This window comes from Rhizobium pantanalense, from assembly GCF_030182525.1.
Lineage (GTDB): Bacteria > Pseudomonadota > Alphaproteobacteria > Rhizobiales > Rhizobiaceae > Rhizobium.
Genome location: NZ_JAQJCH010000006.1, coordinates 55,823 through 76,753, shown reverse-complemented (window position 1 = coordinate 76,753; position 20,931 = coordinate 55,823). Strand labels below are relative to the sequence as shown.

At 59.8% G+C, this 20,931-nt stretch carries 23 protein-coding genes; 9 read left to right on the top strand and 14 right to left on the bottom strand.

Features of this window, described 5'->3' with window-relative positions; all coding sequences use genetic code 11:
• Positions 1-19 precede the first annotated feature (19 nt).
• On the top strand, positions 20-910 hold the full coding sequence (locus PH558_RS16245; protein WP_285205519.1) for a dihydrodipicolinate synthase family protein: 891 nt from the start codon (positions 20-22) through the stop codon (positions 908-910).
• Between the two features lie 45 nt (positions 911-955).
• Here PH558_RS16245 and rnhA read toward each other — a convergent pair whose 3' ends face one another.
• From rnhA to PH558_RS16220, 5 genes are all read right to left on the bottom strand, one after another.
• Positions 956-1,396: a ribonuclease HI gene (gene rnhA / locus PH558_RS16240; protein ID WP_095434161.1), complete on the bottom strand. Its 441-nt coding sequence runs from the start codon at positions 1,394-1,396 to the stop codon at positions 956-958.
• On the bottom strand, positions 1,393-2,358 hold the full coding sequence (locus PH558_RS16235; protein WP_285205512.1) for a homoserine kinase: 966 nt from the start codon (positions 2,356-2,358) through the stop codon (positions 1,393-1,395). The genes rnhA and PH558_RS16235 overlap by 4 nt, the downstream gene beginning before the upstream one ends.
• 207 nt (positions 2,359-2,565) lie before the next feature.
• Positions 2,566-3,573, bottom strand: coding sequence for a 4-hydroxy-3-methylbut-2-enyl diphosphate reductase (gene ispH / locus PH558_RS16230; RefSeq protein WP_095434159.1), 1,008 nt, complete (start codon positions 3,571-3,573; stop codon positions 2,566-2,568).
• 161 nt (positions 3,574-3,734) lie between these two features.
• A complete protein-coding gene (locus PH558_RS16225; RefSeq protein ID WP_095434158.1) occupies positions 3,735-4,496 on the bottom strand; it encodes an SURF1 family protein in 762 nt (253 codons plus the stop codon).
• Positions 4,489-4,908 carry a DUF983 domain-containing protein gene (locus PH558_RS16220; RefSeq protein WP_095434157.1) on the bottom strand — a complete coding sequence of 140 codons (420 nt, stop codon included), beginning with the start codon at positions 4,906-4,908 and terminating at the stop codon, positions 4,489-4,491. The genes PH558_RS16225 and PH558_RS16220 overlap by 8 nt, the downstream gene beginning before the upstream one ends.
• Positions 4,909-5,055: 147 nt before the next feature.
• Here PH558_RS16220 and PH558_RS16215 point away from each other — a divergent pair, with 147 nt between their 5' ends.
• Positions 5,056-5,706, top strand: a complete 651-nt coding sequence (locus tag PH558_RS16215; protein WP_285205506.1) for a chloramphenicol phosphotransferase CPT family protein — start codon at positions 5,056-5,058, stop codon at positions 5,704-5,706.
• A 260-nt stretch (positions 5,707-5,966) separates the two neighbouring features.
• The gene (locus PH558_RS16210) at positions 5,967-6,326 is read left to right on the top strand and encodes a VOC family protein (protein WP_095434155.1); all 360 of its coding nucleotides are present in this window, start codon (positions 5,967-5,969) and stop codon (positions 6,324-6,326) included.
• Between the two features lie 132 nt (positions 6,327-6,458).
• Here PH558_RS16210 and PH558_RS16205 read toward each other — a convergent pair whose 3' ends face one another.
• The 6 genes from PH558_RS16205 to coxB all read right to left on the bottom strand — a co-directional run bounded on the left by PH558_RS16205 (position 6,459) and on the right by coxB (position 11,772).
• Positions 6,459-7,337, bottom strand: coding sequence for a cytochrome c oxidase subunit 3 (locus tag PH558_RS16205; protein WP_095434154.1), 879 nt, complete (start codon positions 7,335-7,337; stop codon positions 6,459-6,461).
• Between the two features lie 63 nt (positions 7,338-7,400).
• A complete protein-coding gene (locus PH558_RS16200; RefSeq protein ID WP_095434153.1) occupies positions 7,401-8,012 on the bottom strand; it encodes a cytochrome c oxidase assembly protein in 612 nt (203 codons plus the stop codon).
• 9 nt (positions 8,013-8,021) lie between these two features.
• On the bottom strand, positions 8,022-8,162 hold the full coding sequence (locus PH558_RS16195) for a hypothetical protein (RefSeq protein ID WP_015339051.1): 141 nt from the start codon (positions 8,160-8,162) through the stop codon (positions 8,022-8,024).
• Positions 8,159-9,118, bottom strand: a complete 960-nt coding sequence (locus tag PH558_RS16190; protein ID WP_095434152.1) for a heme o synthase — start codon at positions 9,116-9,118, stop codon at positions 8,159-8,161. Before PH558_RS16190 ends, PH558_RS16195 begins: the two co-directional genes overlap by 4 nt.
• A 58-nt stretch (positions 9,119-9,176) precedes the next feature.
• Positions 9,177-10,871 carry a cytochrome c oxidase subunit I gene (ctaD, locus tag PH558_RS16185; RefSeq protein ID WP_095434151.1) on the bottom strand — a complete coding sequence of 565 codons (1,695 nt, stop codon included), beginning with the start codon at positions 10,869-10,871 and terminating at the stop codon, positions 9,177-9,179.
• 13 nt (positions 10,872-10,884) lie between these two features.
• Positions 10,885-11,772: a cytochrome c oxidase subunit II gene (coxB, locus tag PH558_RS16180; protein ID WP_095434150.1), complete on the bottom strand. Its 888-nt coding sequence runs from the start codon at positions 11,770-11,772 to the stop codon at positions 10,885-10,887.
• Positions 11,773-12,112: 340 nt separating this feature from the next.
• Between coxB and PH558_RS16175 the strand changes: the two genes are divergently transcribed.
• Together PH558_RS16175 and tldD are read left to right on the top strand one after the other, a co-directional pair.
• Positions 12,113-12,736, top strand: a complete 624-nt coding sequence (locus PH558_RS16175) for an invasion associated locus B family protein (RefSeq protein WP_069613870.1) — start codon at positions 12,113-12,115, stop codon at positions 12,734-12,736.
• A gap of 63 nt (positions 12,737-12,799) precedes the next feature.
• On the top strand, positions 12,800-14,215 hold the full coding sequence (gene tldD, locus PH558_RS16170; RefSeq protein ID WP_285205495.1) for a metalloprotease TldD: 1,416 nt from the start codon (positions 12,800-12,802) through the stop codon (positions 14,213-14,215).
• A 13-nt stretch (positions 14,216-14,228) separates the two neighbouring features.
• On the opposite strand, the gene PH558_RS16165 is transcribed toward tldD, so the two are convergent.
• Together PH558_RS16165 and PH558_RS16160 are read right to left on the bottom strand one after the other, a co-directional pair.
• On the bottom strand, positions 14,229-14,534 hold the full coding sequence (locus PH558_RS16165; protein ID WP_285205490.1) for a nucleoside triphosphate pyrophosphohydrolase family protein: 306 nt from the start codon (positions 14,532-14,534) through the stop codon (positions 14,229-14,231).
• Positions 14,535-14,642: 108 nt separating this feature from the next.
• Positions 14,643-15,962 (bottom strand): D-alanyl-D-alanine carboxypeptidase family protein, encoded by a 1,320-nt coding sequence (locus PH558_RS16160; protein ID WP_285205488.1) that lies wholly within the window; start codon positions 15,960-15,962, stop codon positions 14,643-14,645.
• 227 nt (positions 15,963-16,189) lie between these two features.
• Between PH558_RS16160 and PH558_RS16155 the strand changes: the two genes are divergently transcribed.
• Positions 16,190-17,248 (top strand): polysaccharide deacetylase family protein, encoded by a 1,059-nt coding sequence (locus tag PH558_RS16155; protein ID WP_285205486.1) that lies wholly within the window; start codon positions 16,190-16,192, stop codon positions 17,246-17,248.
• A 114-nt stretch (positions 17,249-17,362) separates the two neighbouring features.
• Here the strand turns inward: PH558_RS16155 and pdxH are convergent, their stop codons facing one another.
• Entirely contained in the window at positions 17,363-17,983 is a 621-nt protein-coding gene (gene pdxH / locus PH558_RS16150) for a pyridoxamine 5'-phosphate oxidase (RefSeq protein WP_112605952.1), read from the bottom strand.
• A gap of 64 nt (positions 17,984-18,047) precedes the next feature.
• Here pdxH and PH558_RS16145 point away from each other — a divergent pair, with 64 nt between their 5' ends.
• From PH558_RS16145 to fabI, 3 genes are all read left to right on the top strand, one after another.
• Entirely contained in the window at positions 18,048-18,506 is a 459-nt protein-coding gene (locus PH558_RS16145) for an RT0821/Lpp0805 family surface protein (protein ID WP_095434146.1), read from the top strand.
• 317 nt (positions 18,507-18,823) lie between these two features.
• Positions 18,824-19,981, top strand: a complete 1,158-nt coding sequence (locus PH558_RS16140) for a DnaJ domain-containing protein (RefSeq protein ID WP_285205484.1) — start codon at positions 18,824-18,826, stop codon at positions 19,979-19,981.
• 121 nt (positions 19,982-20,102) lie between these two features.
• Positions 20,103-20,921, top strand: a complete 819-nt coding sequence (gene fabI, locus PH558_RS16135) for an enoyl-ACP reductase FabI (RefSeq protein ID WP_285205481.1) — start codon at positions 20,103-20,105, stop codon at positions 20,919-20,921.
• The last annotated feature ends 10 nt before the right edge of the window (positions 20,922-20,931 follow it).

The window sequence follows — 20,931 nt, the reverse complement described above, 5'->3', positions numbered from 1 at the left end:
ACAGAGAAGGAAAACAATCGTGACGCTCTTTACTGGCCTTTCGGCCTTTCCGATTACCCCGACCGATGCTTCCGGACATGTTGATATTGTAGTGCTCGCCCGCCTGCTCGAACGCATCCAACTGGCGGGCGTTGATTCCATCGGGTTGCTCGGCAGTACGGGCGGCTACGCCTTTCTGTCACCCGAGGAGCGCCGGCGGGCCGTACAGGCGGCAATGACAAGTGTCGGCGGCAGGCTCCCCGTCATCGTAGGCGTCGGAGCGCTGCGGACCGACGAAGCGCAGGCATTGGCGCGCGATGCCAAGGCGGCCGGTGCGGACGGGCTGCTGCTGGCCCCGGTGTCTTATACTCCACTCACGGAGGAGGAGGTCTATCAGCACTTCGCAGCCGTCGCGGAAGCCGGCGAACTGCCGCTCTGCATCTACAACAATCCCGGCACGACGAAATTCACATTCAGCGATGGGCTGATTGCCCGCCTGGCAAAGGTGACGAATATCGCGGCGGTGAAGATGCCTCTGCCGCAAAGCGGCGATTTCCAGGAAGAGATAGGGCGTCTGCGCCAGGAAACGCCAAAAGGTTTCGCCATCGGTTACAGCGGCGATTGGGGAGCAGCGGCCGGGCTGCTCGCCGGTGCCGATGCCTGGTACAGCGTTGTCGGCGGCCTCCTGCCCGCCGAGGCGCTGGCGCTCACATGGGCCGCTCAAGCCGGCGACGCCGCTGAAGCCGAACGGCTCGATCGAAAATTCCAACCGTTATGGAGCCTGTTCAAAGAGTTCGGCAGCTTCCGCGTCATGTATGCGATTGCCGAAGCGCTCGATCTTTGCAGGATTGATCCGCCGCGCCCGATCCTGCCGCTCTCCGCAGCCGAAAAGGCGCGCGTGAGAAGTGCGCTCGATCATGTCTTAGCGTGATCGAGTTCTGTGCGGCGCGGCTGGTCCGAGTTTATCGCCGACGAGCTACTTCCGCTTAAACGGCTCCATGCCCTTGCGCGCCAGTTCGTCGGCGCGCTCATTCTCCGGATGTCCCGCATGGCCCTTGACCCAGTGCAGCGTCACCTTATGTCTGTTATAGGCCTCGTCCAGCGCCTGCCAGAGCTCGGCATTCTTCACCGGTTTCTTGTCTGCGGTCTTCCAGCCGTTCTTCTTCCAGCCGAAGATCCACTTGGTGATGCCGTCCTTGACGTAGACGCTGTCGGTATAGAGATCGACCTCGCAGGGGCTCTTAAGGGCGCCGAGTGCCGAGATCGCCGCCATCAGCTCCATGCGGTTGTTGGTCGTCTCCGCCTCGCCGCCGGAGAGTTCCTTTTCCACCTCGCCATAGCGAAGCACCGCCCCCCAGCCGCCGGGGCCGGGATTGCCGGAGCAGGCGCCGTCCGTAAAAATATCGACGTGCTTCATGCCTTCAGCCCGTATTCGGCTGATGAAGCGATCTGGCGGTGGAAGCGCAGTTTGCGCAGATATTCGATCGGGTCTTTCTTGGTGACCATTGCCCCGGCTGGGGTCGTCAGCCAATCGTAGAGGCGCGTCAGGAAGAAGCGCAGCGACGAGCCGCGGGCCAGCGTCGGCAGGGCGGCGATTTCGGCAGGGCTCAGCGGCCGCATGCTCTGATAGCCCTCCAGCAGCGCCATGCCTTTGGTGATATTATAGGCGTGATCCTTTTCGAAGCACCAGGCATTCAGGCAGATTGAGACATCGTAGGCGAGCTGATCGTTGCAGGCGAAATAGAAATCAATGAGGCCAGAGAGCTTGTCCCCGAGGAAGAAGACATTGTCCGGGAAAAGATCGGCATGGATGACGCCCGCGGGCAGACCCTTAGGCCAATGCTTTGCAAGGAAATCGAGTTCGCCGCGGATTTCATCCTGCAGGCCGGCTTCAACTTCGTCAGCGCGTGCCTCGGATTTTTCCCAGAGTGTCTGCCAGCCCGCGATCGACAATGCATTCGGGCGACGGATCTCGAAACCCTCGCCGGCAATATGCATGGCGGCCAGTGCCTTGCCGACTTCGCGGCAATGATGCGCTTCGGGCTTGCGCAGCCACATACCCTCGAGGAAGGAGATCAGGGCGGCAGGGCGGCCGGAGAGATGGCCGAGCAAGGCGCCGTCACGGCGCGGCAAGGGCAGCGGACAGGACAGACCACGGCTCGCCAGATGCTGCATCAGCCCCAGAAAAAACGGCAGATCGCCCTTGTCGACGCGCTTCTCATAAAGCGTCAGGATCAGCGGATCGCGGCTCGTATGTAAGAGGAAGTTCGAATTCTCGACGCCTTCGGCAATGCCCTTGTAGGAGAGCAACTCGCCGACATCATACTCGGTCAGGAACCACTTCAAATCGTCTTCGGTAATATCGGTATAAACGGCCACGAACTATTCCCTTGATACATATAAGCTGCCACAGCCACCCGCCCTCGTGGTTCGAGACGGCCCCCTTCGACAAGCTCAGGAGCGCCTCCTCACCATGAGGGCTGATCGAGGCGTCTGGCGGCAAAATTCGCTCCACCTCATCCTGAGGTGCTTTGCCGATGTAGCGTCAGCGCAAGCGGCAAGGCCTCGAAGGAAGAGGTGGCCCTCTCATTCTCCGTTGACGAAAGCCATATCTGCTGTCGTCAGCTCTATACTGCGAAGCTCGCGATTGACGAGGAAATTCTCGGTTTCCTTCACAGTTTCAGCGAGTTCCACCACAGCATTATAGCGGGCGCGGAAGGCTTCGATGATCTCGTTGACGATGACTTCTGGCGCGGATGCACCAGCGGACAAACCGACCGTCTTGATATCGCCGATATTATCCCAATCGATCTCGGCAGCGCGCTGGACAAGGACGGATTTCTTCGCCCCTGCCCTCAGCGCCACTTCGACGAGGCGCTTGGAATTCGACGAATTCGGCGCACCGACGACGATGAAGAGATCGCAGCCCGGCGCCGCCTCCTTCACCACTTCCTGGCGGTTGGTCGTGGCATAGCAGATCGAATCGGCGGCCGGTGCGGTGAGATTGGGAAAACGCTCCTGCAGCCGCGCAATGACGCCTGCGGTATCGTCAACCGAGAGCGTCGTCTGCGTGACGAAGCCGAGATTGTCCGGATCATCAGGCTGGTAGACGTCGGCATCCTCCACGGTCTCGATCAGCGACACGGCACCCTCTGGCAACTGCCCCATGGTGCCGATCACTTCCGGATGGCCGGCATGGCCGATCAGGACGACGTGGCGGCCAAGGCGATTGTGGCGCATGGCCTGCTTGTGCACCTTGGAGACCAGCGGACAGGTGGCATCGAGATAGAAGAGATTGCGCTGGTCGGCATCGGCCGGCACGGACTTCGGCACGCCATGCGCCGAGAAGACGACAGGCTGGGCGCGATGCTCGGCTGGAATCTCGTCCAGCTCCTCGACGAAGATGGCGCCCTTAGCTTCCAACCCTTCGACGACATAGCGGTTATGGACGATCTCGTGGCGGACATAAACCGGCGCGCCATAGGCTTTCAGCGCCAGAACGACGATCTGAATGGCGCGGTCGACGCCGGCGCAGAAGCCGCGCGGCCCGCAAAGCCGGATGGTCAGGTCAGGTTTGGAAACGGCTATGTTCATATCTCTTCCGAAATGCGACAGTGGCGTGAGCCATAGATAGGGCTGCACTGCCGCCTGCTCTATTCAGTCCGCATGATCTTATTCAAAAACCGCTGCGCACTTTTTGGGATCATGCTCTAGCGGAATATTCCATCGAAATGAAGCTATTCTATTGCATGCCTCTATTGTGAGGGCGCGTCCGGATGGCGCTTGCGCCACCAGGATATGGCGACGATCGCTGCCAGCGCCGCTGCCAAGCCATACCAGGTCACGGCATATTGCAGGTGATTGTTCGGCAGATCGATGATGGTGACGCCGCCGATGGGCAGACCTGCCGGATTGGGCGTCTTGTCGGCATCGATGAAAAAGGGCAGCACCTTGTCCTTCGGCAGGCCGACACTGGAGGTCATGACGTCCAGATCCTTCCAGAAGAAGATGTTCTTGCCGAGATCATTGTCCGGCATGCCGTCGGGCCGCTCGGTGAGTTTGGCGCGGGCAAGACCAGTGACAGTCTGTTCGCCGGTCAATTCACCCTGTTTGCGCTTTTCTGGGTCCTTCGCCTCTGTGGGAACGAAGCCTCGGTTGACGAAGACGAAGCGGCCGTCGTCCAGCTGCAGCGGCGTATAGATGTGATAGCCGGGATCGCCATCGTAGGTGGCGAGGAAATGCCGCTCCTTGTCGTTGAGGTAATGGCCGGTGGCGGTTACGACACGATATTCGATATCGCCGCCGGATGCCGCCATCGTCTCGATCGCCGACAAGGACATAGCCGGCGCGTCCTTGCGGGCCGCTATGTCAGCCAGCAGGCTCTCTTTCCATTGCAGTCGCTCGACCTGCCAGGTGCCGAGCCCGATGAGGAGGACGAGCGCAACGAGCAGAAGCAGCGCCTTGGCGATTTGCCACAAGGGATTGGCACGGCGCACAGGCACTGCGGCCTCAGTCACGGTGGACACGCCCTTCGGCGGCGTTGTTGCGATATTGCAGGGCAATCAGGATGCCCTTGCACCAGCGCAGTGACAGAAGCGAAAGGATGATCGTCAGCGGCGCGAACAGCACGATATAGACCCATACCGGCGGCGCATAATTGATCTGCATCCACAGGACCGAGCCGATAATGATGAAGCCGACGATCAGAATGACGAAGACCGCCGGACCATCGCCCGCATCCGCGAAGGCGTAATCGAGATCACAGGCCGCACAGCGCGGCTTCAGCGACAATAATCCATCGAAGAGCTTGCCTTGGCCGCAACGGGGGCAACATCCCTGTATGCCGACCTTGAACGGATCGACGGGCGCAAAGAGGGCGCTGTCGCTATGGGATGCCTCGTCCGGCGTATTATCTTGCTCTGAGCCCAAAGTTCCGTCTCGATCAGCTAAAATAGCGAGCGATCACATGAACCTCGCCCCTATCATTATAACTAACTGCGAAGCATGCATCCGTCCAATCGAAAAGCTCTCAGCTCCCCCTCATCAGCCTCAAAACAAGCAAAAGGGATCGAATTCATGCCATTCAGCGAAGGCAGTCCACCCGGCCGGATCATCATCCTCAATGGTGCGCCGCGGTCCGGAAAAAGCAGCATCGTCGAGGCGATACAGGCCGATTTTGAGGGCGTGTGGGTCAACCTCGGCGTCGACGCCCATGTGCGGCATATCACGCCCCCGCGCTACCGTCCGGGCATCGGCTTGCGTCCCGGCGGCGAGCGGCCTGATCTCGAGCCGCTGGTTGCGCGCTTTTATGCCGCACTCTATGCCTCGATCGCTGCACACAGCCGCATGGGATTGAATGTCGTCGCCGAGTTCGGTCATCATGACAGCTATTCCCAACCGCTCGGCATTCTCGCCGATTGCGCCCGGCTGCTGACGGGGCTGCCCGCTCTGTTTGTCGGCGTGCACTGCCCGCTTGATGTCGTGATGGGGCGGCGGCTGGCCGAAGGTCCGGAAAGACGGGACACTTACGTCAAGGTCGAGGCTGGCATGCCTGTCCCTGTGCCGGTCGTTGCCTGGCAGGAACAGGTACATCGGCCCGGCATTTACGATCTGGAGATTGATACGTCCGTGAGCGACCCCAAGGCATGCGCCGAGCAGATCCGGCGATTGCTCGCTGAAGGTCTGCCTCATCCGACGGCATTCGAGAGGATTGCCTCAAGGGATTGAGGGCATCAAAACAAAAGACAGGCGCTGAGCGCCGCCCCTGAGTTAATGTGGAATCCAAGTAAATACTGCTGCTGAAACCTTATGGCATAGGCATTTCGGACGGACAGCAATCTGGCAATCATACCGTCGCAGAATCTTGAGACTTGTTACGCCACTGGCTTTAGTCGCAAAATGTGCCGCAGGTTTCAGGGATTTTAGCGACAGCCTATGTCTCTTTATTCCATTCGAGAGCACGCCGTGCCGCGAAGAAGGCAGCCACAATGATCAAAATCGGCTCGATCGTGATCCATTGCTGTGAGTTTGAGCGCATGGTCGCCTTCTGGCAGGAAGCCTTGCATTACGTCCCGCGTGAGCCTGTGAGCGATGACTGGGTTGTGCTTCGTGATCCTGAAGGCCACGGCCCGAATGTCTCCTTTCAGGCCCGTGACCGAAGTGGCTGGCGGAGAAGCTGGCTGCACTTGGATCTTTATACCGATCGCCAGCAGGAGGAAGTCAATCGCTTGCTGACGATCGGAGCGAAACAGTACCCGTGGCGCTATCCGGAAAATGCCGACTATGTGGTTTTGCAAGACCCTGACGGCAATCTTTTCTGTGTCGTGCAAAAGCCGCAAATTTCCTGACTTTCGAACGGCGCAAAAGTCCAGCTAAAATATCGCTCGCAAAAGGAAGAGTTTCGCGACAGAAGGCATTCAGCATTTCAGTTAAAGGCTGGCGCTAAGCGCCGCCTTTGGTTTTCCAGAGATCGATACCGATCAGCCAGCTGCGAGCGGTGCGCCCCAGCTGCCCCAGACATAGATGCAGAAGAACAGGAACAGCCAGACGACGTCGACGAAATGCCAGTACCAGGCGGCCGCCTCGAAGCCGAAATGCTGCTTCGGCGTGAAATCGCCCCGGATGGCGCGAACCAGGCAGACCAGCAGGAAGATCGTGCCGATCAGAACGTGGAAGCCATGGAAGCCGGTCGCCATGAAGAAGGTCGCGCCATAGATCGAGTTTCTGAATTCGAACGGAGCGTGGGCATATTCATAGGCCTGGACGCAGGAGAACAAGGCGCCCAAGAGGACCGTCAGCGTCAGGCCCTGGATCAGTCCCTTGCGGTCGCCATGCAGCAGCGCATGGTGAGCCCAGGTGACGGTCGTGCCCGACAGCAGCAGGATAATGGTGTTGTAGATCGGCAGATGCCAGGGGTCGAGAACCTCAACGCCCTTCGGCGGGAACTGGCCGCCAAGGAAGGCTGTGCGCGATGCCTGGATCGCCTCGTTCGGGAACAGGCTGACATCGAAATAGGCCCAGAACCAGGCGACGAAGAACATCACTTCAGAAGCGATGAACATAATCATGCCGTAGCGCAGATGCAGCGAGACGACTCGGGTATGCGCGCCCTCATGCGCTTCCTTGATCGTGTCCGCCCACCAGCCGTACATGACGTAGAGGATCACGGCGAGGCCGATGAAGAACAGCCAGGGCTGCGCGAAATTGATCCCGAACAGATGTACCGCGCCGCCATTCAGGTAGCGCATGAAGCAGACGCCGCCGAAGGTGATCACGAACGCCCCAAAGGCCGCAATGATCGGCCACGGGCTGGGATCGATAATGTGATAGTCGTGTTTTCTCTGATGCGCCTCGGCCATATCAGCAATCCCCGAATAACTTTTTCCCATATTGCTTCCGGTCAAACCGAGAAGCACTCTCCATCAAAGTTTCTTTTCCACCGGCTTCGTACCGCCGTCATTGGAAGCCACGGGCTTTGCGCCTTCCCGCGGGTAGTAGGTGTAGGATAGTGTCAGCGCATTGATCGTCTTGGTTTCCACAGCCTTGGTGATCTCAGGATCGACATAGAAAACCACCGACATCTCGCGCTTTTCTCCGGGCGCGAGATCCGTCTCATTGAAGCAGAAACACTGGACCTTGTTGAAATAGACCCCGGCTTCCAACGGCGTGACATTGAAGATCGCCTGGCCGCGCTCCATCTTGTCCGACTTGTTCTCGATCTGGAACTTGACCTCGACCGTCTCGCCGATCTTCGGGCTCACCGACTTCTGCAGCGGCTTGAAATCCCACGGCAGGCCCGGCGCGACATTGGCGTCGAAGGAAACCTGGATCTGCTTGTCGAGGATGACGTTCGAGACCTGCTCGACGCGCTGCGTCGTGCCGTTATAGCCCGTCACCTGGCAGAACATGCGATAGAGCGGCACGGCGGCGGCGCACATGGCGCTCATGCCGACGACGAAGCTCAGGCACATGGCAACGATCATCCCGTTGTTGCGGCCGCCGCTTCTCGTGCTTTTTGTGACCTCCCCCTGCATGACGCCTCCTCAAACGTGTCCGGAACCGACCTTGATGATGGTGATTGCGTAGAACAGCACCACCAGACCGGCAAGCACCAGCCCGAGCGCAATATTGCGCCCTCGCCGCGATTTCTTCTGCGCCTCGGTCAGCTTGACGAGTTCGATCATAGCCAGCCTCCACCGCCACCCGACATCAGAACGGTAACGAGCCGGTCGATCAATAGCGCGGAAAAGATCGCGAAAAGATAGAAAATGGAGAAGCCAAAGAGCTTCTTTGCCGGCACCATCTTCACGTCGCCATCGGCCATGCGCCAGACGGCGATGGAACAGTGCACGAAGATCACGCCGAGGATCGCGGCAACAACACCATAGCCGAGGCTCGCAAAGCCCATGAAGGTCGGCACGACGCCGAAGATGGCGGTCAGCACCGCATAGACGACGATCTGATTCTTCGTCGTCTTAACGCCGGAGACATTCGGCAGCATCGGGACGCCGACGGCCTCGTAATCACCCATCTTGAAGAGCGCCAGCGCCCAGAAATGGGCCGGCGTCCAGAGGAAGATGATGAGGAAGAGCACAATGCTTTCGACTGGCACGCTGCCGGTGACGCAGGCCCAGCCAATAACGGGCGGGAAAGCGCCGGCTGCACCGCCGATGACGATGTTCTGCGGCGTCGAGCGCTTCAGCCACATCGTGTAGACGACGGCATAGAAGAAAATGGTGAAGGCGAGAATGCCGGCGGAAAGCCAATTAATCGCAAGACCGAGGATAACAACCGAGAAGCCTGACAGCACCAGACCAAAGGCCAGCGCCTCCGACGGATTGATGCGGCCTGAAGGTATCGGCCGGCTCTTGGTCCGGGTCATGACGGCATCGATATCGGCGTCGTACCACATGTTCAAGGCACCGGATGCGCCGGCACCGACCGCAATGCAGAGGATTGCGATGAAGCCGAGAACTGGATTGATATGACCTGGGGCCAGCACCAGGCCAGTGAAGGCAGTAAAGACGACCAACGACATCACGCGCGGCTTCAGAAGCTCGAAATAATCGCGCGCACCCGCTTCCGACAGGCCGGTTTCGCCTTGCTTTGCGAGCGCTTCGTGATTGTCGATGACCGTCATTCTCTCTTCCAATTATCCGTTGAACCGGACGCCGCTTATTACGGCGTCCGGAAATGAGCTACTTGATGCGCGGCAGCTCTTCCCACTGGTGGTGGGGCGGCGGCGACGACAGCTGCCATTCCAGCGTGGTCGCACCATCGCCCCAGGGATTATCGCCTGCGACGCGCTTCTTCGCGAATGCATCTATAACGCCCCAGAAGAAGAAGCAAAGGCCTACGGCTGCGACATAGGAGCCGATGGAGGAAACGAAGTTCCAGCCGGCATAGGCATCCGGATAGTCGATATAGCGGCGCGGCATGCCCGCACGGCCCAGGAAGTGCTGCGGGAAGAACACCATGTTGACACCGATGAAGGTGATCCAGAAGTGCCAGTTGCCGATCCGCTCATTGTACATGTAGCCCGTCATCTTCGGGAACCAGTAGTACCAGGCTGCGAAGATGGCGAAGACGGCGCCGAGCGACAGAACGTAGTGGAAGTGGGCCACCACGTAATAGGTCGCATGCAGTTCGCGATCGAGGCCGGCATTGGCGAGCTGGACGCCGGTGACGCCGCCGAGCGTGAACAGGAAGATGAAGCCGAGCGCCCAGATCATCGGCGTGCGGAACTGGATCGAACCGCCCCACATCGTCGCGATCCACGAGAAGACTTTGACGCCTGTCGGCACCGCGATGACCATCGTCGCGAAGACGAAGTAGCGCTGCGTGTCGAGCGAGAGGCCGGTCACGTACATGTGGTGGGCCCAGACGACGAAGCCGACGGCGCCGATCGCGACCATGGCGTAGGCCATGCCAAGATAGCCGAAGATCGGCTTGCGCGAGAAGGTCGAGATGATGTGGCTGATCATGCCGAAACCCGGCAGGATCAGGATGTAGACTTCTGGATGGCCGAAGAACCAGAAGAGATGCTGATAGAGCAGCGGGTCGCCGCCGCCTTCCGGCGCGAAGAAGGTCGTGCCGAAGTTGCGGTCCGTCAGAACCATGGTGATGGCGCCAGCCAGAACCGGGAGCGACAGCAGCAGCAGGAAGGCGGTGATCAGCACCGACCAGGCAAACAACGGCATCTTGTGCAGCGTCATGCCGGGAGCGCGCATATTCAGGATGGTGGTGATGAAGTTGATCGCACCGAGGATCGAAGAGGCACCGGCAATGTGCAGCGCGAAGATGACCAGATCGATCGCCGGGCCGGGATGGCCGACCGTGCCAGACAAGGGCACATACATCGTCCAGCCGCCACCAGCGCCGTAGGCACCTGCCGGGCCTTCGACAAACATCGAGAGGAGGAGCAGCAGGAAAGCCGGAACGAGCAGCCAGAACGAAATGTTGTTCAGGCGCGGGAAAGCCATATCGGGCGCGCCGATCATGATCGGCACCATCCAATTGGCAAAGCCGCCGATCATCGCCGGCATGACCATGAAGAAGATCATGATCAGCGCGTGGGCGGTGACGAAGACGTTGTACATCTGCTTGCCGCCATCAATGGCGGCATCGCCCGAAAAGCCGTAGACCATCGACGCCAGACCGCTGAAGATCTGGATGCCTGGCTCCTGCAATTCCATGCGAATGGCAACGGAGAGGAGGAAGCCGATCACGCCCGCAAAGATCGCGAAGATCAGATAGAGCGTGCCGATATCCTTGTGATTCGTCGAAAACAGCCAACGTTCGGCGAAGGTCTGCTTGTGTGCGTGATGATCGTCGTGCGCGTGAGCGTCGTGAAGCTCATGCGAGTGATCGTCGTGTGCCTTGGATCCAGCCATTGTTCCTACCCTCTTACTTCGCCGTATTTTCCGCGACCTTGACGGTCGTCGGCTGATCGACGGCGGCCATCAGAGCCTTGTTCGCCTTGCCGACGTCGGTTGCAGCAGCGGCAAGCCACTGCTTGTACTGATCATCGGAGACGACGCGGATGGCAATCGGCATGAAAGAGTGATCCTTGCCGCAGAGCTCGGAACACTGTCCATAATACAGGCCTTCGCGGTCAGCATTGAACCAGGTTTCGTTCAGACGGCCCGGAATGGCATCGATCCTGATGCCGAAGGCGGGCATGGCGAAGGAATGGATGACGTCGGCCGGTGCGGCGGTGATAAGAAGGCGAACGTTCTTGCCGACAGGCACGACCATTTCATTGTCGACAGCAAGCAGCCGCGGATATTTCGACTTGTCGTCCTTGCCGGCGGCGGTGCGGTCCTGTTCCTTCAGCATGAAGGAATCGAAGGCAACCGGCGTCGCGCCGCTGCCCTCATATTCATAATTCCACTGCCATTGCGTTGCCGTCGCCTTGACGGTGACATCCGTCTTCTCCGGGAAGGTCAGCTGATCGGTCAGTAGATTGAAGGAGGGAATAGCCAGGAAGAGAAGAATGAGGACCGGTCCGATGGTCCAGATGACTTCGATCAGCGTGTTGTGGCTCGTCTTGGACGGAACCGGGTTCTTGGAAGCCCGGAACTTGACCATGACCACCACCAGGAGGGCCAGAACAAGCAGCGTGATCGGAATGATAAACCAAAGCGTGTATGCCTCAAACCAGCGGATTTGATGCATGTTGCCGGTTGCCGCCTGCTGCATACCGGTTTCCCAAGGTCTCGGCTGATCGGCGTAGCTACCCGTCGCAAAAAGCAGACAGATCATAGCCGCCAGAGCCGCGTAAGCTCTTTTCATCACGATGTCTCTCCCTCCAGCGTTTGATCCCAGATCTTCCTCAAACGCAGTATCCCTACAATCCATTGCGCTTCAAACCACAGTTTGGGATGCTCCGCAACAACTCAAGACATTTGTTAGTGCGGCATTTTTGCGCGAATATCCCCCCATGCTTGTCTCGGACATGGCAAGCATTTCATCATCATACGAAAAATTGCATCGCGGTCCATGGCGCCGCCGGGACAAAATGGAGTAGACGTCGTATTTCCGCCGTAGTCGGTTGGAATCCAGCAGCCGGGGCTTTTCATTTGCCGGCCTGGGCTTCAACAATAGCGGCACTGATTCGAATCTAGAGGTTTCCATGGGTTTTCGTTCCCTCGCCCGGCTTTTGCTTGTTACCGGCAGCGTTGCTGCCGCAGTTGCTGCACCCGCATGGGCGCAACAGGCACAGCAGACTCAGCCGCCGGCGCAGCAGACCCAACAGTTGCAGCCGGACCAGCCGGGCCAACAGCAGCCGCATACGCAGCAGGTGCCAACAAGCCAGGTTCCGCAACCGCCGGGTACGGTTCGCTCCAGCCATGGCGCATGGTCCGTCGTCTGCGACAAGCCGGCCGGCGCCTCGACCGAGCAATGCGCGCTGATGCAGAACGTGATTGCCGAGGATCGTCCGGAAATCGGTCTGTCCGTCGTCGTGCTGAAGACGGCTGACCGCAAATCCAAGATCCTTCGCGTGCTGGCGCCGCTCGGCGTGCTGCTACCGAATGGTCTCGGCCTCAATATCGACGGCAAGGATATCGGCCGCGCCTATTTCGTGCGCTGCTTCTCCGACGGCTGCTACGCAGAAGTCGTGCTCGAGGATCAGTTGCTGAAGACGCTGCGCAGCGGTGCCACGGCAACCTTCATCGTCTTCCAGTCGCCGGAAGAAGGCATCGGCATCCCTGTGGATTTGAAGGGCTTCGCGGACGGCTACGACGCCCTTCCCTGACCGGATGGGCTTGCTCTTGCGCGGTGCGAAGCCTACATCGGCTCTGAACGGAGCACCTGATCCATGAATACCGATCTCCTTACCCTTTTCGATGCCGATGAAGCGAAGCTGCGCGGCATCGTTGCCAAGGCGCTTTCAGGCGCCGATGACGGCGAGCTCTTCGTCGAACATGTCCAGGCGGAATCGCTGACCTTCGACAATGGCCGGATGAAGGGCGGCAGCTTCAACACCGAGCAGGGCTTCGGCCTTCGCGCCGTTGCCGGCGAAGCGGTGGGCTATGCCCATGCGGGCGATCTGTCCGAAGCGGCCTTGAAGCGCGCCGCCGATGCGGTGCGTGCGGTGACATCCGGCTATGCCGGCTCCTATGCGGCCGCGCCACAGCGCACCAACAAGGTGCTCTACGGCGACGAGAACCCGATCGGCACGCCGAGCTTCGAGGAAAAGGCAAAGCTCCTGCAGCGGATCGACAGCTATCTGCGCGACAAGAACGACAAGGTACGCCAGGTGACGGCATCCATCGCCGCAAGCTGGCAGGTGGTCGACATTCTTCGCGCCGACGGTCATCGCGTCCGCGATGTCAGGCCGATGACGCGCGTCAATATCTCCGTCATCGTGGGTGACGGCGACCGGCAGGAATCCGGCTCGTTCGGCACGGGCGGCCGCATCGGCTTCGGCGATTTCGTCACGGAGGACAATTGGCACCATGGCGCCGACGAGGCGCTTCGCCAGGCGCTCGTCAATCTCGAGGCGATCGAGGCACCCGCCGGCACGATGGATGTCGTGCTCGGCTCCGGCTGGCCGGGCGTCATGCTGCACGAAGCCGTCGGTCACGGGCTGGAAGGCGATTTCAACCGCAAGAAGACATCGGCTTTCGCCGGCCTGCTCGGCCAGATGGTGGCCGCTCCCGGCGTTACCGTCGTCGATGACGGCACGATCGAGAATCGCCGGGGCTCGATCACCGTCGACGACGAAGGCACGCCTTCGGCCTATAACGTGCTGATCGAGAATGGCAAGCTGGTCGGCTACATGCAGGACCGGCAGAATGCCCGGCTGATGGGCATGAAGGCAACCGGCAACGGCCGCCGCCAGGGCTATGCCCATACGCCGATGCCGCGCATGACCAACACCTATATGCTCGGCGGCGACAAGACGCCGGAGGAAATCATCGCCTCGGTGAAGAAGGGCATCTACGCCGTTTCCTTTGGCGGCGGCCAGGTGGATATCACCTCGGGCAAATTCGTCTTCGGCTGCACCGAAGCCTACCTCATCGAGGACGGCAAGGTCGGCGCTCCGATCAAGGGTGCGATGCTGATCGGCAATGGGCCGGACGCGATGAAGCGTGTTTCGATGATCGGCAACGACATGAAGCTCGATACCGGCATCGGCAATTGCGGCAAGGCCGGCCAATGGGTTCCCGTCGGCGTTGGTCAGCCGCATCTGCGCATGGACCAGATCACGGTGGGCGGCACCAAGGCCTAGCCGCCCCGGCCTGCTACGCCTGAGGGCGAAAGAGCCACTTGCGCTCGACGGCGGCCGGCAGATCGAGGCCGTTGCGATGCGCGAATAGAAGAATATGGCCGAGCACATCGGCCGTTTCATCGGCAAGCGCCGTCGCAAGATCCGCGTCGCTCATGCCCTTGCGCCGCCCACGGCCGGTGACCCGATTCCAGATCTGGACCAACTCGCCCATTTCTTCCTGGAGTTTCAACACGAACCAGTCGTCGTCGCGCTCCATGCCATTATCGGCGGCGTAACGTTCTGAAGCCGATTCGAATTGCTCCATCAGATCTTTCAGCATCGAAATCGTTCCCTTTATGTTCCACACATCAATGAACGATTCCCGCAAAAAAGTCGAGCCGGCGGAGAAAAACACCGCCGCCTCGCTTCTATCCAATCAAGATTATGCTCAGCCCTTGCTCGGCAGCAGCATGCAATCGAAGTCCTTGCGCTTCAAGGCGGAGCAAGCCGAACTTGCATCGTCGCGGCTTGCAAAGCCGGTGAAGCGGGCGCGGTAGACCGTGCCGGCGCCCTTGCCGACGGCTTCGGTATAGGGCGAGGCATTGGCGAGCGCATTGCCAGCCTTGGACTTCGCTTCCGAGAGCAGATCCTTGGCAGCCTGGGCGGTTGGCGTCGCCGCGATCTGCACCTGCCAGCTTCCGGATACCACCGGCTTGCTGGCGGCTGCCGTCTGCTTGTTATCGACGAGGATCTCGTCCATCGCAGCCGGGCGATCCATCGGCACGGTGACGTTCGAAGCGGCGGCAAATGCCATCGGAACGACCTCGGTACGCTTGCGCGCCGGTGCAGGTGTCGTCGTGGCAGTAGTCTGGGCATCAACATCGACGGCAACATCGTCCGATGCAGACGCCACTTCAACCTGCTTGCCCATCTTGCCGCCGCCGACGCTCGCCATCAGACGCGATGTCGCCACGGGGGCTGCCTTGGGCACATAGCGATCCAACAGCGACGCCATCATCGCATCGCGGCCGCGCGCGGTGGCGCCGCCCATAACAACGCCGATCACCCGCCGATTGCCCTGACGCACGGCGCTGACGAGGTTAAAGCCGGAGGCATTCGTGTAGCCGGTCTTAATACCGTCCATGCCTTCATAGCGATACATCAGGTTGTTATGGCCGCGCACGTAATGGCCGCGGTAGTTGAAGCTCGTCTGCGAGAACAGCCGGTATTCCTGGGGATAGTTGTTGATGAGAGCGACTGCGAGCGTCGACATATCCCGCGCCGTCGTCCACTGCTGCATGTTCGGCAAGCCGGAGGCATTCAGGAAGGTGGTGCGGCGCATGCCGAGTTCGCGCGCCTTCTGCGTCATCATCCGGGCAAAGCCGCTTTCGCTGCCGCCGAGCGCTTCCGCCATGGCGGCTGCCGCATCGTTGGCGGATTTGATGATCATGCCATCGACGGCTTCGCGGACAGTCACCGTACCGCCGGGCTTGAGGCCGAGTTTGGTTGGCGGCTTGGCGGCGGCGAAGCGCGACACCGGGATCCGGGTATTCCAGCTCAGCTTACCGCGATGGATCGCCTCGAAGGTCATGTATAGGGTCATCATCTTGGTCAGCGATGCCGGATGGTTGAGGTCATCCGCATTACTCGATGCCAGCACTTTGCCGGTCTTTGCATCCATGATGAAATAGGCGCTGCCGGCGAAGCTCGCTACAGGAGCGCTCAACAGCAAGACGGCCGCAGACAAAGCCATCAGAAGTCGTTTCATAATTGTCCCCAACCGAAAGAATGCCAACACACCGCATCAATCCCTGTACGATTTTGCGACAAGAAGCCTGATATCGGTGCGATATTGAGGCAACAGCCTCGATAGTTCTTCAATTTTGCCTTTCCTGGTAAAATAAGCATTAACGCATTGGAAATTATGGCAAAGATTCAGTAAGGTTTAACGGGGATGCGCTACAGCGTTGACATTGGTCAACCAGGTCGAGCCGCATGGAACAGGGCATCAAGGTCCGCCTTAAGCGCACGATGATCTCAAGCGGGCTTGAGGCTGCCGCAATCTTGAAGGGTGCGGGACTGATGCGCGATGTTGCCGGTCTCGGCACGATCTTCACCCTTCATCACGTCCGCCCTGCCCTCCCCCGCCGTTTTGCGCCCAATGCGCATCTGGAGGTCTCGCCCGACTTTCTCGATCAGGCGGTCGCCCGGCTGAAACAGGACGGTTACGAGTTCATCGCACTCGACGCTCTTCCGTCACGGACAAAAGCGGCTGCCGGCAGGCCGCCCTTCGTCGCCTTTACGCTCGACGACGGCAACCGGGACAATCTTGACCACGCCCTACCAATCTTCGCGCGCCACGATGTGCCCTTCACCGTCTTCGTCGCCCAGGGGCTTTCGGAGCGGACCCATAGTTTATGGTGGGAGACGCTGGGCGAACTGCTTGGCGGGCTTGATCGCCTGACATTCGATTTCGGACGGGGAGAAGAGTTTCTGCCACTCGGCAAGGACAGCCAGAAGCATGCCGCATTTGCCCGCTTCGCCGCCTTTGTCCATAGTCATGAAGAAAGTGAAGCCATCGGCCGGATCGATGAGCTTGCGCGGCGTCACGGCCTGGAGCCGCTCGACATCGTCCATGCATCGATCATGGATCGGGATGAATTGCGGCAGCTCGCTCGCCATCCCCTTGCCTCCCTCGGCGCCCATACGGTGAGTCATCGGGCATTGGCAAGGCTGCCCGAGGCAGAGGCGGTCGCAGAAATTGCACTCTCGGCCGGTTACGTCGCTGACATCACTGGAAAGCGGCCAACCATAATCGCCTATCCCTATGGCACGAACGAGGCCGTCTCCTCGCGCGAGGGGCGGCTTGCGGCAGAGCTCGGCTTTTCCGTCGGCGTCACCACCCGCCCAGGCACGATCACGACAGCAAACGGCAACTCGCCGCTATTGCTGCCGCGGCTCTCGCTGAACGGCCATTACCAAAAGCCTCGCTTTGCGTCGGCGCTTGCATCCGGCATCCCCATGCGGCTGATGGGGCGCCGGGAAACGGCATAGGATTCAAAGCATGTCGCGCAAAAGTGTGCAGCGGTTTTGGTTTTGCGGCGACGACATGCGTAACATCCAAAGACCTGAAGTGCGGGAAGCGAATCTGAAAGATCGCGACGAACTTTAGGGATACATGCGCACCTTTTGCCAGGCTCCCTCCGGTACATCGCGGCGAAATTCGATGCGATCGTGCAGGCGGAACTGGCGGTCGTGCCAGAATTCGATCGACAGCGGCCGGATGCGGAAGCCGGACCAGTAAGGCGGGCGCGGAATATCACCTATCGCGTAGCGGGCAGTATATTCGGCAACGGCCTTTTCCAGTGCGAAGCGGCCTTCTAGAGGGCGCGACTGCTTTGAGGCCCAAGCGCCGATGCGGCTGCCGCGAGGCCTTGTCTTATAGTACTCGTCGGCTTCCTTATCGCTCACCACCTCAACCAGGCCGCGCAGGCGCACCTGGCGCCGCAGTGACTTCCAGTGGAAGCACATGGCCGCTTTCTTCTGGGAAAGAATTTCTTGGCCTTTCTGGCTCTCGAAATTTGTATAGAATACGAATCCGTCGCTATCGAAACCTTTCAGAAGAACCATGCGGACATTTGGCAAACCATCCTTATCCACCGTTGCCAGCGCTACCGCATTCGGATCGTTCGGTTCGGTGGTCTCCGCCTCACGCAGCCAGGACGCAAAGAGACTGAAAGGTTCGTTCTGTTCGGTGAAGTCACCGCTTGTTAACTCGTTTTCCGACATATTAATTCAAAAGCTCCGCAATTCCTAATAACCGCCGGCCCCTCTGGCTGGCCAAGAAGTTCGGGTGGAAGTCATAGCAAAGTCGATCGTTCATACAAAGCGCAAGCTTGCAAAAGGCGTGACGATGGCTGTCGCCCTCATCTCCCTTTTCACCCTTGGCGGCTGCGTCGGCGGCGGCATGGACTATCTGAGCTCGGCCAAAGTGGATCGCAGCGTATCGACGGGCACCGTGCCGACGGCACCGGTGACAGCGGACAGCATCTCCGACGAGGCGACGGTGCGCAATGCCGTCACCTCGGCGGACCTCAATAAGCTGAAGGGCCAGCCCATACCCTGGGCAAATACCTCGACCGGCAGCGCCGGCGTCATCGACACGATTGTCGAAAGCAATGCCTCCGGCGTGGTTTGCCGCCAATTCCGCACGAGCCGGCACTCCTATCAGGGCGTTGCCAATTTCTCTGGCAGGACTTGCCTTGTCGGCCTCGGCGAATGGCAGTTGCTGAGCTTCCAGCAGGCGGGCTGATCCGCCCTTCTTCCCTTTTTGCCTGCCTCCAAATCAGCTCACGCTGATAGGCATTCTATTGCCATCAGCGATGCGCCTCCGACTGCAAATCCCAGGCATCGGCCGTTAGCGATCGGCTAACCATGCCTTAAAATGCAGACCTTCAGGTCCTATCCGCCGTAACGCCTGATTAGCAACTTTTCCCGCAGGATCGGTTCATCGGCGCATTAGTCTTGCCTCCCATGACAGGAAGCAGGATGGCGAAGCGCTATCAACTGGTTCTTTGCTTGGGGTGCTGCGATGGGGCTTGAGCACTTCCATGAATGATGGCGGGAAAGATGCGGGATCCGTACAAGGTGCTGGGCGTTAGGAAAGATGCGGGGGCGGACGAAATCAAGTCCGCTTGGCGCAATCTGGCGAAGACCGCCCATCCAGATCACAATCCGGGCGATCCAACCGCGTCGGAACGTTTTGCCGAAATCGGCCGCGCTTACGAGACCTTGAAGGATCCGCAGAAGCGCAGCCGCTACGACCAGATCGCGCGCATGGCCGAGGCAAAAGGCCAGAGCCAGGAACAGACGATCATGCAACAGCGGCAGGCGGTTCGCGAGGCGGCCGAAAAGGCCAAGACAGCGCGCGCCAATGCCGACAAGATCATGGAAGAACTCGCGCGGGCGAATGCCCGTAAGGCGGCGGCTTCCGCTGCGTCCGGCCAACAGGGCAATGCCGCCGAATCGCCGGAAGACATGGTCGAGCGCATTTTTGGCGTGAAGGCCGGCCAAGCGCAGCAGGCACAGGCCACGGCGGCGGCAGGCGCAAAGCAGGCGGAAAAATCACAGGAGCAACCCGATACCGCGGCGGCCGAAGAGCCGCAGGTGGAAGAAGAGCAACTGGCGACAGCTTCCGCCGGCTCGCGCTCGGCCTTCGGCATTCTCGGCTCTCTGGTGCGACGCATCACGGGCGGCAATGCGCCCGAAAAGCCGCCGGAAAAAACCCCGGAGGTCGCCGCCGAAGCCACGGTCACGCTCGACGACATGCTGAAGAGCCGCTGGATTGCCGTTCCGCTGCCCGACAACCGTGAGGCGCGCTTCCAGGCGACGACTGATATCTCCAATGGCCAGGTGCTTCACCTTAGGGGTCAGGGACTCAAACTGCAGGGCATGCTGCGCGGCGATGTCGCCGTCACCGTGCATCTGTCGACCGACGGGCGCTTCACGCTCGAGGGCAGCGATGTGCGCACCATATTGCCTGTCAGCATCGAAAATGCGGTCCTTGGCTGCGAAACAACCGTCGATGGATTGAACGGGCCGGTCAGGATCACGGTGCCGGCCTGGTCCGGTTCGGATCAGGTGGTGCGCATTTCCGGCGAGGGATTGCCCGATGGCAATGGCGGAAAAGGCGATCTCATCGTCGAATTGCGGCTGATGCTGTGGGAAAAACCCGACGATAAGGTCACGGATCTCATGCGCAGCATGCGCGAGGGCCTTTTCCTGTGAAATTTTGGTGACAACAGCACCCTTTGTTACGATCCCTAACAGTTGATGATCTTTACGATGCTTGAACAGGGGAACGGCCTATGCCATAGGCAGGTCATTCGAAAGTTCAAGGGAGCAGAATATGGCTCAATCCACTGGCCTCATGGCAGGCAAGCGCGGCGTCATCCTCGGCGTAGCAAACAACCGTTCGATAGCGTGGGGTATTGCCAAAGCCTGCTCGGATGCCGGAGCCGAAATCGCATTGACGTGGCAGGGCGATGCCCTGAAGAAGCGCGTCGAGCCGCTCGCTCAGGAACTCGGCGCCTTCATGGCCGGCTATTGCGACGTAACCGAGCCGGCAACGATCGATGCCGTCATGGACACGCTAGAGGCGAAATGGGGCAAGATCGATTTCGTCGTGCACGCCATCGCTTTCTCCGACAAGGATGAGCTGACCGGCCGTTATCTCGATACCAGCCGTGACAATTTCACGAAGACGATGGACATCTCCGTCTATTCCTTCACCGCGGTTGCACAGCGCGCCGAGCGAATCATGAATGACGGCGGCTCGATGATCACCCTCACCTATTATGGTGCGGAAAAGGTCATGCCGCACTACAACGTCATGGGTGTCGCCAAGGCCGCTCTCGAAGCAAGCGTGCGCTACCTTGCAGTCGATCTCGGCAGCCGCGGCATCCGCGTCAACGCGATCTCGGCAGGCCCGATCAAGACGCTCGCAGCGTCCGGCATCGGCGACTTCCGCTATATCCTGAAGTGGAACGAGTACAACGCGCCGCTGAAGCGGACTGTCACGATCGACGAAGTCGGCAATTCCGCCCTCTATCTGCTGTCCGATTTGTCGACGGCCGTGACCGGCGAAATCCACCACGTCGATTCCGGCTATCACACGGTCGGCATGAAGGCCGTGGACGCGCCTGACATTTCCGTCGCGAAGGACTGACCAACAGGAA